A 17,148-nucleotide genomic window follows, 5' to 3' on the forward strand; every position below is an offset into this window, starting at 1 on the left:
AAAAATACATGCACTATTTCAGCGAACTTATCCAACAAAGCCTTAATCGAAGCCGCGAAGCCAGCCTTAGCGTGCTGGGCATCAGCGACCAAGCTCTGCGTGCGCATCTTAACGAGCAGTTCAGTGACGAACTAGGCGCCGAGGGCAGTTTTCTGGCGCCGCCCGTCTTTGAACATACCTTCGGCTGGAAGGAGGCACCTGAGATCCTGGGCGAGCTGCTGTCACCCGCGATGCTCGCCAACCTGGAGCATGCCCATGCCTACCGTTTTTTGCCAGCGTCTCATCCTTACACCCACCAGGTCCAGGCATGGAAAACGCTGCTGAGCGAGCCACCCATGTCGGCGGTAATCACCAGCGGCACAGGCTCGGGCAAGACCGAGTGTTTCATGGTTCCTATCTTGGAAGACCTGATTCGCGAGCAGGCCGAGCGGAACGCATCGCTGGTCGGTGTGCGCGCACTATTTCTTTATCCGCTGAATGCGTTGATTAATTCTCAACAGGAACGTCTCGATGCCTGGACGCGTCGGTTCGGGGACAAGGTGCGTTTCTGCCTCTACAACGGCAAGACGAAAGAGAGCGATGCGCAGGTTCGCCATCTGCAACGCGACAATCCGGATAAATTTGGTCCTAATCAGGTGCTGTCGCGCCAGGCGTTGCGGCGCGCGCCGCCGCCGATCTTGTTGACCAACGCTACAATGCTCGAATACATGCTTGTGCGCCAGGTCGACAATCCCATCCTGCAAATTTCACGTGACGCAAGATCGCTGCGCTGGATCGTGCTTGATGAGGCGCACACGTACGTCGGCTCGCAGGCGGCCGAGTTGTCGCTGCTACTGCGTCGGGTCGTGCATGCGTTCGGCAAGCAGTCGGAAGAAATCCGATTCATCGCAACCTCTGCCACCATCGCCGATGACAACGCCAGCAAGCGGTTGCAGGATTATCTCGCCGGCTTGGCCGGCGTCAGGCCCGAACGGGTCGTGGTCATCGGCGGATCGCGCGTCGTACCGGAAATCATTGCAACGACTCCCCTGAAGAGTGCCGGCCCGGCCACGATCCAGGAAATCGCTCCTGACCAGGCGGTCTCTCCCGAGCGCTTCGCCGCCTTGTCGGAAAATATGGTTGCGACCCGGATACGCCATCACATCGTGGGTAGCGGAAAACCGGTCGGTCTGAACGAACTGGTAGCCAACGTTGCGGAAGAACTTGCCCCCGGTGATCTGGCATCACAACAGCGGCAGGTGCTGGCATGGCTCGATCTGATGACTGGTACTGCCAGGGCGCCCACCGAGCCGCCGTTCCTGAAACTGCGGATCCACCTGTTCCAGCGCATGCTGCATGGCTTGTGGTCATGCGTCGATCCCAACTGTGGTTATAAGACCGCACGCCTTGCCGAGTGGGCGTTCGGGAACGTGTACGTGACGCAACGCGCGCGTTGCGACTGCGGAGCGCCCGTCTACGAACTTGCTTTCTGTGATGAGTGCAAGACGCCCCATCTGCTTGCCGAAGACATTGACGGCAAACTGATGCAATGCAACGTAAATGCGGGAGATGAGTTTGCCCTGAGATATGAAGCAAACGACGACGACCGCGACCTGAACGAGGAAGTGGGAGGGCACCATCGCGGGGCAGTGCGCAAACTGGTGCGCACCGTCGCCAGTGAAAATGCCGACGCTTACATAGCCATCGGGCTCGATCTCGACAGCGCAGTGTTGGGCGGCGTATCCGCATCGCGCCAGTTGCCGGTCTACTTGGCCGACGAAAAGGACAGCGTATGCGCTTGTTGCAGCGATCATGCAAATGAGCGTGTGTATATGCGCAAGTCATACCTTGGTGCCCCTTTTTTTGTCGCCAACGTCGTGCCCACCGTGCTGGAATATTGCCCAGATCCGGACCCCGCCGACCTGAAAGGCAAGTCACCGGACGAGTTGCCGGCGCGAGGACGCCGACTGATTACGTTTACCGATAGCCGCCAAGGCACGGCACGGATGGCAGTGCGAATGCAGCAGGAAGCCGAGCGCTCAAAGCTGCGTGGCCTGGTGTTCGAAATTTTGCGTAATGAGCAGGCAGCCGAGGACCTCGCGCCGCGCGACACACCGATTGTTTCGCCAGAAGCGTTGCTGGCCCAGGCCGACAAACTCGAGGGGATGGGGATGAAAGCGATGGCCGAGCAAATCCGCGCAGATGTCGCGGCCATACGTGCCGGCCAGGCAATGACGGTGGCGCCTCCGATGGCATGGCAGACGTTGGTCGAGCGACTCGCGTCCCAGCCGGCCGTCAAGGAGTCCATCCTCAACTACAATCGCTATGCAAACCCGGCGCTGTTTGCCGGTGGTGGTGGCGAATCGACGATGGCCAGGTTGCTGCTGGCACGCGAATTTGCGCGGCGTCCGAAGCACCAGAACAGCTCGGAAACGCTGGGACTGGTCAAGGTCGATTATCTCGGTCTCGGACGGCTACCGGCGCCCGCTGAATGGCTCACCACGCGTGCTGTTAGCGTTGTCGGTGCCGATGGCTACGGTGAGCACCTCACCGAGCGCGACTGGAATGATTTTCTGAAGGTTACACTCGACTTTTTTGTGCGCGAAAATACTTACATCCAGCTTGAGCAGACGATGCAGTTCTGGATGGGAAGTCGGTTCAGTCCAAAAACACTGGTGCCGCCCACCCGCGACATTGTCGACACCACCCGCGTCAAGCGCTGGCCCCAGTTGCGCGGTGGGCAAGGTGGGCGCCTGGTCAAGCTGCTCGAACGGGCCACCGGATTTAACGCGCGCACTGACAACCGACAGCGCGTTCTCATCAACATGTGGTTGGAGCAAGCCTGGCGCGACTTGGTCAACGCACACATTTTGCAGGAGACCGATGGCCTTTACTCGTTGTCCCTGTCGCGCTTGGGATTCTCACTGCCAACGCAGGCCTGGATTTGCCCGGTAACGAACCGCCTTCTCGACACCGCCTTCCGCGGCCTGACGCCTTACCTTCCGTCCAAGAAGGTGGCTGGACTATTCCAATGTCGCAAAATCGACCTGCCTCAGTTATCGGCGCTGAAGACCGATGGTGGCATCACCGGCAAGCTGGCGCAGATTCGCGCGCTGACGGCATCTGACCCGGCAGTTTCCCGCCTGCGATCGGAGAACCTGTGGACCGACATGTCGGACCGGACCGTCGAGGGTGGCTTCTACTACCGGACTGCCGAACACTCGGCGCAGCAGTCGGCGGACAAGCTGCAGCGTTACGAGGAAATGTTCAAGGAGGGGAAAATCAACGTGTTGAATTGCTCGACTACGATGGAGATGGGCGTCGATATCGGTGGCATTTCAGCAGTCGTGATGAACAACGTGCCGCCCCACCCAGCCAACTACCTGCAGCGCGCTGGCCGCGCCGGCCGCCGCAACGAAGCCCGAGCCATTGCATATACCTTGTGCAAGGGAGACCCACACAACCGGCGCGTGTTCAGCCAGCCCAAGTGGCCCTTCATCACCGCCATCCCGGCGCCCACCGTGATGCTTAGTTCTGACAGGATCGTCCAGCGTCATGCGAATTCGTTTTTACTTTCCGCATTCCTGCTCGAAAACAGTCCGGCCGACGAGGGTGACCGCACCAGGCTGCACGTTAAGTGGTTCTTCGACGGTGGCGAGGACGCGCCAGCGCGGCGGTTTGCCGACTGGCTCGGCGCCTTGCCAGTGCAGACCGGCGCGGATCTGCGGGGAATTGTGCGCGGCACCGGGCTGGGAGGACGGTCCTTTGAGTCGATCGCTGCCGATACGTTAGGCGGGTTGCGGCGGATCGCCGATTATTGGGTTTCGGAAGCGGACAAGCTGCGCACCAAGCTCCTCGGCGCCAAGGACGGACCGTACACACGTGCACTGAAGTTCGAGCTCAAGCGGCACGAAGAGGCATTCTTGCTACACGAGCTGGCCGCACGGGCGTTCCTTCCCGGCTACGGCTTTCCGACGAACGTCGTCAACCTGAATACCTACAACATCGCCGAATTCGCAGAAACCCGGCGCCAGCGTGACACGAATGAACGGGAAGACAATATCTTCACAATGAAGGAACAGCCGACCCGCAGCCTCGACGTGGCGATCCGGGAATATGCGCCAGGGGCGCAGGTCGTCATTGATGGCCGCGTGCATCGTTCGGCCGGCATTGCATTGCCGTGGCAAGGCGATGGGACGCGCGAAGCTCAGAAATTCGACAAGTCGTGGCGCTGCGCTACGTGCGGCTGCACTGGCGTCATGGAGAACGCTTACCTGAACAGCGAAAATCTGCAATGCAGCAACTGCAACGTGCCGATTCCCGATACGGAACAAAAACTAGTGTTGCGTCCATCTGGGTTCGTCACCGACTTCTGGGAGGAAAGCACCAATGATATCGATCATCAAAAATTCATCCGTGTGGCGCGCCCGCGCGTCGCCCTCGATGGCGAAGTACTGGCGCTGCCTGATGCACGTTGCGGTTTCCTGCGTTTTGGCCACAACGGCACGGTGTTCCATCATTCCTCCGGTGAGCACGATAACGGGTATGCGATCTGTTTGACCTGCGGCCGCGCCGATTCAATGACCGCCGACGACCAAGTTCCGCTTGACTTGCGCGCCGACCGTAGCCACCGTCCAGTCGGCGGTATTACTGGCAGCAAGCGCGAAGAAGTCTGCCCGGGAACCGGCGTGCAGGCGCACGTGCATCTTGGGTTCCAGACTTGGACCGATGTACTCGAACTATTCCTGCGGAGTCCCACGACGCATCTCTGGCTGAGCGATTCAGCGGAGCATCAGGTCGTCGCCAGGACGCTGGCCCTGGCGATGCGCGATACCATCACCAGCAGCCTAGGCATCGCCAGCAGCGAGATCGGCTACGGTTTCCGGCTTGACAAGGATCTTGTCTCGAACAGCGGCCGCTCCGTGATCCAGCTTTTCGATCAGGTCAGTGGAGGCGCTGGTTTCGTCCTGGCCGCGCTTGACGATATTGTGGTATTCCTGCAGGCGCTGGCCAGTAAACTGGTGTGCCCAGCCAACTGCGACAACGTGTGTTCAAGCTGCCTCGCTGGCCAGGACAGCCGTGCCGAATCCGAAGAGCTAGACCGCCTCGGCGCCAAAAAATGGCTCGACGAGAATGTCTACCTGAGTCATCTCGCGCTGCCGCCCGGGATCGCCGGAATCGCCGGCGCGCGCTATTGTTCGTTCGAGCCGCAGCGCTTCATTCGCCAGACGATCAACCAAGGCGCCACCGGCATCACCTTGGTCCTGCGTGGTGAGCCGGAAGACTGGGACCTAAACTACCCGGAATTTCGTAACCGGATCTTGACCTGGTCAGCCGTGGACAAGCTGGAGGTCTGCATCGCTGTCCGGCTCCCGGCCGAACTTCCCGACGAGTCAAGGCGCGTGTTGGCCACCTATGGCGCGCTGGGAGTACGGATCGTTGCACTGAGCGGTAACGGCGCCGTGTCCGATGTGCCGGTGGCTGCCCAAATCGTTGGACAGGGCAAAGTCCGTTCCCTGTTCGCGACTGACTACAGGTGTCTGGTGCCGGGCGAGCAGTGGCTTGCGACCGACGCGGCGACAGTCTGGGCGACGTCGGAAGAGATCGGTGTGCTGGACGCCGGGATCGTCGACACCAGTACTTGGAACCAGGTGCCAACCGGGGCGACAGTACTGGAAATTGTTGCGGAACTGAACGGTACGGTCGCGTCGCTAGGCGCTAGGCTTCGCGAACTGTTCGCGACCAAGGTACCGACGCTATCGGCGCTGATCGACAACGACCGTGCGGTCGCGATCAGTTACTCCGACCGCTACATCAAGTCACCATGGTCGGTGATGTTGTTGAGTGGATTGCTGTCAGTGTTTAAGAACGAAGCACTGCGCAGCGTACAGATCCAATCGCTGGTGCCGGAATTAAAGCGCCCATCGAATGAACTGAAACATGACTGGGAAACGGAACGGGTGCAGTCGGAGATGCTGCGCCGCTGGCTCTCTGAGGAACTCGATACAGCACTCGCGATCGATATCCGTCAAAGGCCAAACGAGGTTCAGCACAGTCGGATGATTACGGTTACCTGGTCCTCCGGAAAACAGAGCCGCATTATGCTCGACCAAGGCATGGGATATTGGGCGCCACGCGCGCTGTATCGTGATCAACTGACGTTCAATTTCAACGCGCCGGTTGACGTACAGCTGAAGGCGATGCGCGAACGGCAGGGATGCGTCCTAGTCAGCAATCTTGGGGTTTGGCCAACCTATATGACGGTACTAGCCGATTAACGGGAGGCATGCGCTGTAGAACGATTACCATCGCATACACAAAATGACACTTGGCGGCATACAGCAAACACGGCTTTCCGGTTGCCGCCAATGTGTTGAACCGTGAGTTCAATTCGGTGGCGCCGAACAGCGCTTTTGCGAAATCACTTACATTTGGACCGAGCTGGATGGCTATACTTAGCGACGGTCAAATCACCGACACAATGATTTTCAATCCTTAGCTCGAATGGATATTTTGTGTTGCATTAATTCATAGTGCAGGTAGGCAACTTTTTGGTAAGGGCATCGTTGAGGGTATTCTTCAATCTACTACCCGTCAAAATCAGCCATCCATGCGCTTTGCCAGCTATGATTCGAATCCCCCTCTCGCTTCGCTGCCAGCCGACTGGACTGAGACTGGCTTGGCACGCGGGCGCGGTTTTGCATTGCTCCCCCGCAAACCTTGTCCCTTTTCAACTCCCCCATAGTTTCCCGCATGTATCGTAAGCCTCTCCCACCACCCCCGGAGAGTCCCATGTCCTACACCTACACCAAAGTCGACGACCTGGAAAAAACCACCATGGTCGGCAACCATCAATGCGTCGCCCTGGTCCGCCACTACGCGGGCGCGCCGGCCACGTTGGCCTGGAAGCAGGGGGAAGCAGTGCTGGGAAATCGCTTGCTGCGCAAGGGCACGGCCATTGCCACGTTTATCAACGGGAAGTATGCGAATCATCAACAAGGCAATCACGCAGCCCTGTATATGGGACAGACGCTGGACGGGATCATTGTCATGGATCAGTGGTCGGGCAAGCGCCTGGGCATCGTGACTTCGCGCACCTTGCGTTCCAAAGGCCAGTACAAGAATGGCTTGCATATCGATCCCAGCAACAATGCCGATGCTTTTTTCGTCATCGAATAGGGAGTATCCATGCAAGCTAAACGTTTGTTGACCGGCGCCGCCTGCTGCATTTTCCCGGTGCTGTCGCAGGCAGCCATGACCGCCTCATATGCTTGCCCGGAGAGCGTGCCTGCGGCATCGATCAGCCTGAATGCCGTGCCGGCCGGCTGGACGCCGTATATCGACAGCCCGCTCTACCTGAGCGCCGCAGCGCCGATCGATGGCGCACCGGAGCGCAGGGGGCAGCTCGTGCCCAGCGGGGAGCGCAAGAAGAAAGGGAAAACGACGCTCAGCTACCGTCTGGAAGGCCGCTATCCAGACGGCAAGTGGCTGCAATGCAGCTACGGCGTGCATGGGGAAGTTACGCTGTCGAGGAGAATGGACGACAGCGTCAGCCTTTGCCAATTCACCTACAGAAAAGGCAGCAAGGCCGGGCAGAACGAGATCGATATCGACTGCCGGTAAGTGAGTTGGTATCAGCGCTATTGCTGGGGAGATCGCAGGCCGCAAAGCCGATGCGCCTGCGGCCGTGCATGTCGGCTTACGCGTTCGCTAAGCCGACCTACGAAATTGCCGCCTGCCTGCAGCGCAGACGCAAAAAAACCCGCCGAAGCGGGTTTTTTACTCTACAGCCAAACCAAAAACTTAGAACTGGTTCATGGTGTTGTCTTTACCAGCTGCTTTCAGCGCCGCTTCGCCGCTGAAGTAATCCTTGTGATCGTCGCCGATGTCCGAGCCGGACATGTTTTGATGTTTCACGCAGGCGATGCCCTGGCGGATTTCCTTGCGCTGCACGCCGGCCACGTAGCCCAGCATGCCCTGGTCGCCGAAGTATTCCTTGGCCAGGTTGTCGGTCGACAAGGCGGCCGTATGGTAGGTCGGCAGGGTGATCAGGTGGTGGAAGATGCCGGCTTCGCGGGCCGAGTCGGCTTGGAAGGTGCGGATTTTCTCGTCGGCCGTGATCGCCAATTCCGTCTGGTCGTATTCCACGCTCATCAGCTGGGCGCGTTCGTAGGCGGACACGTCCTTGCCGTCGGCCTTCATGATGTCATACACCTGCTGGCGGAAGTTCAGGGTCCAGTTGAACGATGGGCTGTTGTTGTACACCAGCTTGGCGTTCGGGATGACCTTGCGGATTTCGCTGACCATGCCGCCGATTTGCGCGATATGTGGTTTTTCCGTTTCGATCCACAGCAGGTCGGCGCCGTTTTGCAGCGAGGTGATGCAATCGAGCACGCAACGCTCTTCGCCGGAACCGGCGCGGAACTGGAACAGGTTGCTCGGCAGGCGTTTTGGACGCAGCAGCTTGCCTTCGCGCTTGAGGATGACGTCGCCATTGCCCAGCGCGTCGGCCGACACTTCTTCGCAGTCGAGGAAGGCATTGTATTGGTCGCCCAGGTCGCCTGGTTCATTGGTGACGGCGATCTGCTTGGTCAGGCCAGCGCCCAGCGAATCGGTGCGGGCAACGATGATGCCGTCGTCCACGCCCAGTTCCAGGAAGGCGTAGCGGATGGCGCGGATCTTGGCCAGGAAGTCTTCATGTGGCACCGTGACTTTACCGTCCTGGTGGCCGCATTGTTTCTCGTCCGATACCTGGTTTTCGATCTGGATGCAGCAGGCGCCCGCTTCGATGAACTGTTTTGCCAGCAGGTAGGTGGCTTCCGCATTGCCGAAACCGGCGTCGATGTCGGCGATGATGGGCACGACGTGGGTGATGTGGCCGTCGATCTTGGCCTGGATCGCTTGCTTGTCAGCACCTTGGGCAGCGTCCAGCTGGCGGAACAGGCCGCCCAGTTCGCGTGCATCGGCCTGGCGCAGGAAGGTGTAGAGTTCGCGGATCAGGCTGGTGACGGCGGTCTTTTCATGCATCGACTGGTCTGGCAGCGGGCCGAACTCGGAGCGCAGGGCTGCGACCATCCAGCCGGACAGGTAGAGGTAGCGGCGGTCGGTGCTGTTGAAGTGCTTCTTGATCGAGATCATCTTCTGTTGACCGATGAAACCGTGCCAGCAGCCGAGCGACTGGGTGTACTTGGATGGGTCCGCATCGTAGGCAGCCATGTCGTTGCGCATGATCTTCGCCGTGTAGCGGGCGATGTCCAGGCCGGTCTTGAACTTGTTCTGGGCGCGCATGCGGGCGGCGGACTCGGGATTGATGGCGTTCCAGGCGCTGCCTTGTTGCTCTTTCAAACCAGCAACAGCTTTGATGTCGTCTTGATATTGGGACATGTGAATCTCCTAAAAAGAAAAACTAAGTTTGAGAAAATGGGGAAGTGCGTCGCCGGTGCGCCAGCGCGTTTGTCGAAGCCAACTGCATGACTAAATAGTAGGCCGATTGGCGCCAATGTTCAAGTCTTATATAAGACATATAACTTAAATTAAGTCTTTGTTTTTCAATGGTTTAATTATGATTTTTCAGGATGTGAAATGAATTTTCAAAAAGTGAGAGCATCAATGTCTGAGTCTGCTGTTTGAAATTTCGCGATGTGAAACGCCTTTTCAGAATTTGGTGCAGCGCGACATATCGGGGCGAAAAAAAACCACCCGAAGGTGGCTTGGGGCGCAGGCGGCGCGTTTATCGTCCCACGGTCTGCCGCTGGTCCTTGATGAACAGCGCCGTCAGCATGCCCACCACGCACACGCCGATCACATAATAGGCAGGGCCCAGCACGTTGTTCTTCAGCATCAAGGTCACGACCACGGGCGTCAGGCCGCCGAAAATCGCATACGACAAGTTGTAGGAAAACGACAGTCCCGAGAAGCGCACCTGGGCCGGGAACGCTTGCACCAGCACGTAGGGCACGGCGCCGACGACGCCGACGAACAGGCCCGTCATCGCGTACAGGGGCAGCAGCAGGTCGGGGCGGCTGCCGACGGTGGTGTAGAAAATATACGTGGAAATGGCCAGCAGCACGGAACCGACGAAGATCACGCGCTTGCCGCCCAGGCGGTCGGCCAGCATGCCGGCGATGATGCAGCCGAAGGCCAGGCACAGAGTGGCCACGGTATTGGCCACCAGGGTGGTGCGCGGCGCGATGTGATGGATCTTTTGCAGCAGGGCAGGCGTCATCAAAATGACGACGACGATGCCGGCCGACAGCATCCAGGTCAGCAACATCGACACGGCGACGGCGCCGCGGTGGCTGCGCAGCACGGATTTCAGGGGCATTTCCGTGGACAGCGCCTTGCGTTGCTGCATTTCCGCAAAGACGGGGGTTTCATGCAGCCAGCGGCGCAGATACATGGCGCCAAAGCCGAAGAGGCCGCCCAGCAAGAACGGATAGCGCCAGGCGCCATCGGTGATTTCTGCCGGCGTGTAGACGGTGTTGAGGCCCGTCGCCACGAGCGAACCCAACAAGATACCGACAGTCAGGCCGGCCGTCAGCACGCCGCAGGCAAAGCCCGTGAAACGGCTCGGTACGTGTTCGGACACAAACACCCAGGCGCCCGGCACTTCGCCGCCCACGGCCGCGCCCTGGAAGACGCGCATCAAGAGCAGCAGCAGCGGGGCGGCCAGGCCGATGGTGGCGTAGGTCGGCAGCAAGCCGATCAGCAGGGTCGGCACGGCCATCATCAGGATGGACAGGGTGAACATGCGCTTGCGGCCCAGCAAGTCGCCGAAGTGGGCCATGACGATGCCGCCCAGCGGACGCACGACGTAGCCGGCGGCGAAGATACCGAAGGTTTGCAGCAAGCGCAGCCATTCCGGCATCTCCGGCGGGAAGAACAGCTGGCCGATGGCGTTGGCAAAGAAGACGAAGATGATGAAATCGTAGAATTCCAGCGCGCCGCCGAGGGCGGCCAGCGACAGGGTCTTGTAGTCTTGTTTGGTGAGGGGACGGCTTGCGGCGTTGATTGCGGCGGTGTTGGAAGTAGGCATGTGTCTCGTTCTTGTGTGTTATCGGAGATTGCCAGACCTAGCATACGCATTTCCGCCGTGTGAGTAAATGCGGTGCGTATGGGGAACAGCCTCAGCTGTGCTTAATACAACGCCGCTATCATCAGCGTTGACTTCATTGGAAAGGACACACAATGCACATCATGATCGTGGGCGCCAGCCGGGGCCTGGGACGCGCGCTGGTGGACGGTTTGCTCGCTGACGGCCATACCGTCATCGGCGTATCGCGCCAGCAACCCGCCGACTTGCCTGCTGGCCAGGGCACACAGCTGCAATGGATCGCGGCGGACCTGGCCGTGCCCGCCGAGGCCGTCGAACGCATCGCGCGTGTCGCGCCCGCCGTGCTGGACGCGGTGATCTACAACCTGGGCGTGTGGGAAGAAAAAGCCTTCAGTGATGACTACGCTTTTCTCGGCGATGCGGACGAGGCCATCGTCGACATGGTCAATACCAACATCACAGCGACGATATTGCTGCTCAAGCGCCTGGTGCCGCGCTTGCTGGCCAGCAGCAAGCCGCAGCTGATACTCACGGGGTCCACTTCTGGCCTGCGCCAGAGCGGTCGCCCGGAAGTGACGTTCAGCGCCTCGAAATTCGCCTTGAACGGCATCGCCGATGCCTTGCGCGAAGGTTTCCGCGCGCAGGGATTGGCCGTGACGGCGCTGCAGCTGGGCTATCTGAATACCTACGATGGCTTGTCCGTGCCGCTGGCGGACGCTAGCGCGCGCGGCGAGGGCGAGCTGATCCCCGTGCATGACGTCGTTGCCGTCGTGCGCATGCTGTTGAGCCTGTCGAATGCCTCGTTCGTGCGCGAGCTGGTGCTGCCGGCGCTGCGCGACGAGCGTTTTTAGGCATTGTTTCCAGATATTATGCGTCCTCGCCGTGGACCTGGGACAAACACCCGGCGCACGCAGCGCGCGTAGCCGTCGCACTCGCGTGCATTCTGATAGCTGGCGCCCGCGTAGCGCTCGCCGGTGACGGCGCCCTGGTCGTTATGCTTGGCGCGCATACGCAAACATATGCTGCACATACTCGGCCTTGCCGAGCGGTACGCCGTTATGGCGCAGGATGTTGTAGGCCGTCACCAGGTGAAAATAGAACTGCGGCGTGGCCCAGTTGAGCGCATATTCCAGACCCGTCATGTCGAAGCTCAGGCCATCGGCCAGGGTGATCGACACTTGCTGCTCCGCACCCGCGTCGATCGCTGCGCGGTCCGCCGCAGCGAGCATTGCCAGGGTATCCTCGATCAACGCCTTGGCTTGCCGCATGTCGGCGGGCGTGGCGAGCCGGGGCAGCGCTTGCTGCGTCAGCCGGCACACGGCTTCTTGTGCCTGCGTGCACGTAAATTCCACCTGGCGCGCCAGGGTGTGCATGTCGGGCGCCAGCCGTGATTCGAGCAGGTTTTGCGGATCGAAGCCCAGCGCCTGGGCGTGTTCCTCGCCTTTGCTTAACAGGGTGCTCAGGGAGCGCAGCATTTGCGCGAAGCAAGGGATGGTAATGGCGTAGACCGACATGGATAGTCCTCGATTGAGTGGAGATGCAGGGGGCCTGGCGCCAGATGGGGCCAGGGCATGCCCAAGGCGGACCAGATATTAGCATATTGAAATTTGTAATGATTTGCTAAAGGACTGCCGTTCCCGCTACCATGGCAGCCTCGGATGGCAGCCCTGGCTGGCTGCCCGGGTTTGCGTATTTTCCCTCGATAGGAACTCCATGAAATCACTCGTCACCAGCGCCGTCTTCGCTTCCTTGCTGGGCTTGCTGCCGGCCGCTGCGCAAGCGCAAGATGCACGCGATCAATTCTTCGCGACCCTGAAAAGCCTGTGCGGCCAGCAATTTGACGGCGTGCTGGTGTATCCCACGGATCCGCGGCATGATTTCGCGGGCAAGCGCCTGCATGCGGACTTTGCCGCTTGCGGCGAGCGGCAAATCAAGGTGCCGTTCCAGGTGGGCGAGGACAAGTCGCGCACCTGGATCATCAGCCGCACGCCGGCGGGACTGGCCTTGCAGCACGATCACCGCCACGCGGACGGCACGCCCGACGCCGTGACCATGTATGGCGGCATGGCCAGTACAACGGGCTCGGCCTTGTCGCAATCGTTCCTGGCCGACGACTACACGGCCAGGCTGGTCAAGGGTGCGGCCACGAATGTGTGGACCATCAGCGTCAGCGCCGACGGCTCAACCCTCACGTATCACCTGGAGCGCGACGCCCAGCCGCGCGCCACCGTGGTGTTCCAGCGTAGCGGCGCCGGTTAAGTTCAGTTCGATCCCGTTGCCGGGTTCTTGCTGGAGGAGCTGCCGGGCCGTGTTCCAGCGTGCCCATCGGACATGCTACAGTCTGCCATCGCCGCCTTCCTCGATCATTATCGATGTCAACCTGGACTTCCCCGCCTCAACTCGTCGCCCTTGCCGCCTTTTATGCGCAAGCGCAAGCCCAGCCGGATGCCTTCAGCGACGCGGCCTTCCTCGACGCCGTCAAGGTTGCCCACTGGCCCACCAACTGCTGGAGTTACATGGAAGCGTCATTCGCCATCATCGCGCCCGCCTGTCTGCTGCGTCCGCATTTGACCGCCGAGCTGATCGCCATGCCTATCGACGCCATGATCGCCGGCTGCCTGGACGATGCGGGGCAAGTCATTGATATCGGCCTGGCGTACGCCAGGCGCGACGCGCCGTATGTGGTGCCCAGCGAGGAGGGCAAGCGCTGGCTGACGCAGGTGTGGCCGGGATTGGGAGAACTGATCGGGCAGGTATTTGCGGCCAGGCTGCAAGCGGCGCTGGCCGATGAAGATTGATGTAACTATAAACTGACAGGAATACACAGGATTGCAGGAAATTTCTTCCCTCCCGACTATAAAACTTTTCCTTTCAAGCAAGGAGATCTGCTGATATCTCAAGACGAGGGCGGCAACTTTTCTGTTTCCAAGGTGTTGAAGATAGATACAGTCGAGGTCGGCTGCGGCGAGGCGATTTACATGGGCGGCAAGGACATCGTGGCAACGAAGGACGATAACCTGTTGATCATCGGCTGTGCGTACGGCGAATACGAGTTTGACACGGCCGAGGAGGCGCAGGCCGCTGCGCGGGACGGTAGCTGGACAGTCAGGATAGGCCACGCTCCGAATCGCAGTCCGGGCGCGGCGGCGGGGCAGTCATTGATTGGCCATGAACCCGTTCATGAAAGCGAACTGGAGGGCTACCATCTGTGGAAAGAAGCCTTTGATGCGGGCGAGGCTGGCGTGTTCTGATATCGGCGTAGGCTGTTGTGCGGCGGCTACTTCTTCTTCTTCTTGACCAAGGAAACTGGTTTACGTTAGGGTATACGTAACTACTTACATATATCCCGATCTCATGTCCTCCAACTTGCAATCCTACGGCTCCCTGATGCTGGCCAGCCGCCTGCGCCGTCTTTCCGATCAACTGTATGCCGGTGTCGATGCCAGCTATCTGGCCGCTGGCGTCGAACTGACGTCTCGCTGTTTCCCCTTGTTATTGCTGCTGCGCGACAACGGTCCCACGGCGATCACGGCCCTGGCCGCGCAAATCGGGCAGACGCACCCGGTAGTGGTACAGCTGGGGCGCAAACTGCTCGACGCTGGCGTGGTGGTGGAGATGCCGGACGCCAAGGATGAGCGGCGCCGCCTGCTGGCGCTGACCGACGCCGGGCAAGCTTTGCTGCGCACCATGGCGCCCCTGTGGGATGACGTGCGCGCAGCCGTCGATACGGTATTCGAACACGGTACGCCGCAGTTGATGGCCAGCCTGGACCGCGCGGAAGCGCGCTTGCAGGCGCAAGGTTTCGGTGAGACGATCGCCGCCTGCCGGCGCCAGCGCGAGCGGGCCGCCGTGGAAATCATCGACTACGCCGCGCCCTACGCGGCCGATTTCAAGCGCCTGAATATCGCATGGCTGGAGCGCTATTTCTATGTCGAGGCGCTGGACGACAAGGTGCTGTCCGATCCGCAGCGCTCGATACTCGACGCTGGCGGGCAGATCTTCCTCGCGCGCCTGGACGGAAAAATCGTTGGCACTTGCGCCCTGATCCGCGCCGGCGACGCCAGCATCGAGCTGTCGAAGATGGCCGTCACGCCCGAGTGCCAGGGCCTGGGCATCGCGCGCCGGCTGATCGAACGGGCCTTCGACGCCTTCGAGGCCAGCGGCGCGCAGCTGCTGTTCCTGGAATCGAACAGCAAGCTGGCGCCGGCCATCCGTCTGTACGAAAGCAGTGGTTTTACGCACGTGGCGCGGCCCGCCGGCGACGCGCATTACCAGCGCGCCGACGTCTACATGGAGTGGCAGGGCCGGTAGCACCCGCCAGGGCGCCACGCGGCGCTCCCCATCGGCCGTCTCCCGCGTTACAATACGCGCACCCATAACGGAACTCAGGTTCCACTATTCGAGACGCCGACGCCGCATGCCTTCCTTCCCGATGCCCTTCCCGCAGATGATCGTTCCACCGGAGCCCACCCAGGCGCGCAGCAAGCAAGCGTTCGAGCGCTTGCTGCTGGTGGGCGAACAGTTGCTGGCGGAAAACCGTTTCGATGAAATCGGCGTGGCCGACCTGGCCCGGCTGGCGCAAACCTCGGTTGGTACCTTTTATCGTTTATTGGGCGACAAGGACACCTTGAGCCGCTTGCTGCTGCAGCGCTTTTTTTCCGATATGGTGGAAAAGGTCGAGACCCTGACGGAGTTGCGCCAGTGGGAAGGGCGCAGCCTGGAAGACTTCATCCGCGCCATGGTGGCCATGTTCGTGGCCGTGAATGGCGGACGCAGCGGCGTCTTGCGGGCCTTGATCACGCGCGCGTCGCAGGATGCGCAATTTCGCGACAGGGTGCATCAGATCAATCATTTGATCTCGCAACGCACGGTCGCCGTGCTGGCCAGCAAGTCGGCCAGCATCCGCCACCCGAATCCCACGCAGGCGATGATGGTGGTGCCGCCCGTGCTGCTGGGCATCCTGAACCAGCACACCCTGACGGGTTCGCTGTCCTTTTTATCGGGCGCGGCACTGGAAGATGAATTGGTGCGTGTTGCTTTAAATTACCTGACCTAAGATATTTAGCGATTTAACTTGAAATCGGAATTCGGATTCCGTATTATGTTTTCCAACAGCAGGAAAACATATTCCTGCACCTGAACACAAAGCATGTTCAACAGCAAGGAGACAGAATGCGGCGTCACACGACATCCGATGTTCCATTGCATTACCTCGACCTGAGTTCCGGCACAGAGACGGAGCAGGGCGAGCCCGTGTTTTTGTTGCACGGCCTCGGTTCCTGCGCCGCAGACTGGCGCCCGCAGATCGACGCCCTCGGCAGCAGCTATCGTCTGATCGTGCCCGATATGCGCGGCCATGGCGCCAGTCCCGCGCCAGACGGCGACTGGCAGATCGGCGACTTTGCCAACGACCTCTTCAACTTGATGGACCAGCTCGACGTGCCACGCGCGCACATCGTCGGCTTTTCCCTGGGCGGCATGGTGGGCCTGGAAATGGCCAACCGTGCCCCGGACCGGATAGCCAGTTTGTGTCTGATCAACTCGCAACCGTTTCAGGGCAGCAAGCCGGCGTCTTTGCTGTTTGCCTACTGGCTGCGCCGCACGGTGATCGCCACCTTCGGCCTGAAAGCCATGGGCAAGATCATCGGCAAGAAACTGTTTCCTGATCCGGCCCAGCAAGCGCTGGTCGAGCGCTTCGCCACGCAGATGGCCGGCATGGACAAGCGCGCCTATCTGGCCGCGCTGGACGCCATTTTCCACTGGGATATCGACATTCATTTCCAGGCCCTGGCCATGCCCGTCTTCATCATGGCGGCCGACCAGGATTACACGCCCGTCGCCAGCAAGCGGGCCTTTGCCGCACAGTTTCAGCAGTGCGAGATCGAGATTATCGCGAACTCGCGCCACGCCACGCCCCTGGACCAGGCGCAGCGTGTGAATACCTTGTTGCAGTCCTTCCTCGCCACACATTCAAAATAAACAGGCCACTCGCCGCACGGGCAGGGGCCGGGAAACAGTCATCGCAGGGCAGGTGCACGCTTTTTGCGCACGCCGGTACCGTTACGTCTTGCGCTTCTGGAATCCGGCCGTCTTCCCTGGTGGCAAGCAAGCCTGAC

Annotated in this window: 13 protein-coding genes; 10 read left to right on the forward strand and 3 right to left on the reverse strand. The window is 60.2% G+C overall.

From position 1 onward, the window contains the following. Positions 1-8 precede the first annotated feature (8 nt). The 3 genes from CNX70_RS07020 (at position 9) to CNX70_RS07030 (ending at position 7,602) form a co-directional block, all read left to right on the forward strand. On the forward strand, positions 9-6,257 hold the full coding sequence (locus CNX70_RS07020; protein WP_096234110.1) for a DEAD/DEAH box helicase family protein: 6,249 nt from the start codon (positions 9-11) through the stop codon (positions 6,255-6,257). Positions 6,258-6,771: 514 nt separating this feature from the next. Next, positions 6,772-7,158 (forward strand): BPSL0067 family protein, encoded by a 387-nt coding sequence (locus CNX70_RS07025; RefSeq protein ID WP_071079151.1) that lies wholly within the window; start codon positions 6,772-6,774, stop codon positions 7,156-7,158. 9 nt (positions 7,159-7,167) lie between these two features. Further along, complete coding sequence (locus tag CNX70_RS07030; RefSeq protein ID WP_157750931.1) at positions 7,168-7,602, forward strand: STY0301 family protein; 435 nt, start codon at positions 7,168-7,170, stop codon at positions 7,600-7,602. Positions 7,603-7,782: 180 nt separating this feature from the next. Here CNX70_RS07030 and CNX70_RS07035 read toward each other — a convergent pair whose 3' ends face one another. Together CNX70_RS07035 and CNX70_RS07040 are read right to left on the reverse strand one after the other, a co-directional pair. Further along, the gene (locus CNX70_RS07035) at positions 7,783-9,363 is read right to left on the reverse strand and encodes an isocitrate lyase (protein WP_096234112.1); all 1,581 of its coding nucleotides are present in this window, start codon (positions 9,361-9,363) and stop codon (positions 7,783-7,785) included. Positions 9,364-9,709: 346 nt separating this feature from the next. Further along, a complete protein-coding gene (locus tag CNX70_RS07040; RefSeq protein WP_071079147.1) occupies positions 9,710-11,014 on the reverse strand; it encodes an MFS transporter in 1,305 nt (434 codons plus the stop codon). A 152-nt stretch (positions 11,015-11,166) separates the two neighbouring features. On the opposite strand from CNX70_RS07040, the gene CNX70_RS07045 reads away from it, so the two are divergent. Next, positions 11,167-11,883: an SDR family oxidoreductase gene (locus tag CNX70_RS07045; RefSeq protein WP_096234113.1), complete on the forward strand. Its 717-nt coding sequence runs from the start codon at positions 11,167-11,169 to the stop codon at positions 11,881-11,883. A gap of 141 nt (positions 11,884-12,024) precedes the next feature. Here the strand turns inward: CNX70_RS07045 and CNX70_RS07050 are convergent, their stop codons facing one another. Then, positions 12,025-12,546: a DUF1993 domain-containing protein gene (locus CNX70_RS07050; RefSeq protein ID WP_096234114.1), complete on the reverse strand. Its 522-nt coding sequence runs from the start codon at positions 12,544-12,546 to the stop codon at positions 12,025-12,027. A gap of 199 nt (positions 12,547-12,745) precedes the next feature. On the opposite strand from CNX70_RS07050, the gene CNX70_RS07055 reads away from it, so the two are divergent. From CNX70_RS07055 to CNX70_RS07080, 6 genes are all read left to right on the forward strand, one after another. Continuing rightward, positions 12,746-13,291, forward strand: coding sequence for a hypothetical protein (locus CNX70_RS07055; RefSeq protein WP_096234115.1), 546 nt, complete (start codon positions 12,746-12,748; stop codon positions 13,289-13,291). A 113-nt stretch (positions 13,292-13,404) separates the two neighbouring features. Continuing rightward, complete coding sequence (locus CNX70_RS07060) at positions 13,405-13,830, forward strand: hypothetical protein (RefSeq protein WP_096234116.1); 426 nt, start codon at positions 13,405-13,407, stop codon at positions 13,828-13,830. 180 nt (positions 13,831-14,010) lie between these two features. Continuing rightward, positions 14,011-14,283: a hypothetical protein gene (locus CNX70_RS28815; protein ID WP_244199059.1), complete on the forward strand. Its 273-nt coding sequence runs from the start codon at positions 14,011-14,013 to the stop codon at positions 14,281-14,283. 103 nt (positions 14,284-14,386) lie between these two features. Beyond that, positions 14,387-15,343 carry a bifunctional helix-turn-helix transcriptional regulator/GNAT family N-acetyltransferase gene (locus tag CNX70_RS07070; RefSeq protein ID WP_096234118.1) on the forward strand — a complete coding sequence of 319 codons (957 nt, stop codon included), beginning with the start codon at positions 14,387-14,389 and terminating at the stop codon, positions 15,341-15,343. Positions 15,344-15,449: 106 nt separating this feature from the next. Then, on the forward strand, positions 15,450-16,088 hold the full coding sequence (locus CNX70_RS07075; RefSeq protein WP_208624503.1) for a TetR/AcrR family transcriptional regulator: 639 nt from the start codon (positions 15,450-15,452) through the stop codon (positions 16,086-16,088). 116 nt (positions 16,089-16,204) lie between these two features. Continuing rightward, positions 16,205-17,011, forward strand: coding sequence for an alpha/beta fold hydrolase (locus CNX70_RS07080; RefSeq protein WP_096234120.1), 807 nt, complete (start codon positions 16,205-16,207; stop codon positions 17,009-17,011). Positions 17,012-17,148: the final 137 nt, after the last annotated feature.

This window comes from Janthinobacterium svalbardense (assembly GCF_002327145.1).
In the GTDB taxonomy this organism is placed as follows: domain Bacteria; phylum Pseudomonadota; class Gammaproteobacteria; order Burkholderiales; family Burkholderiaceae_D; genus Janthinobacterium; species Janthinobacterium tructae.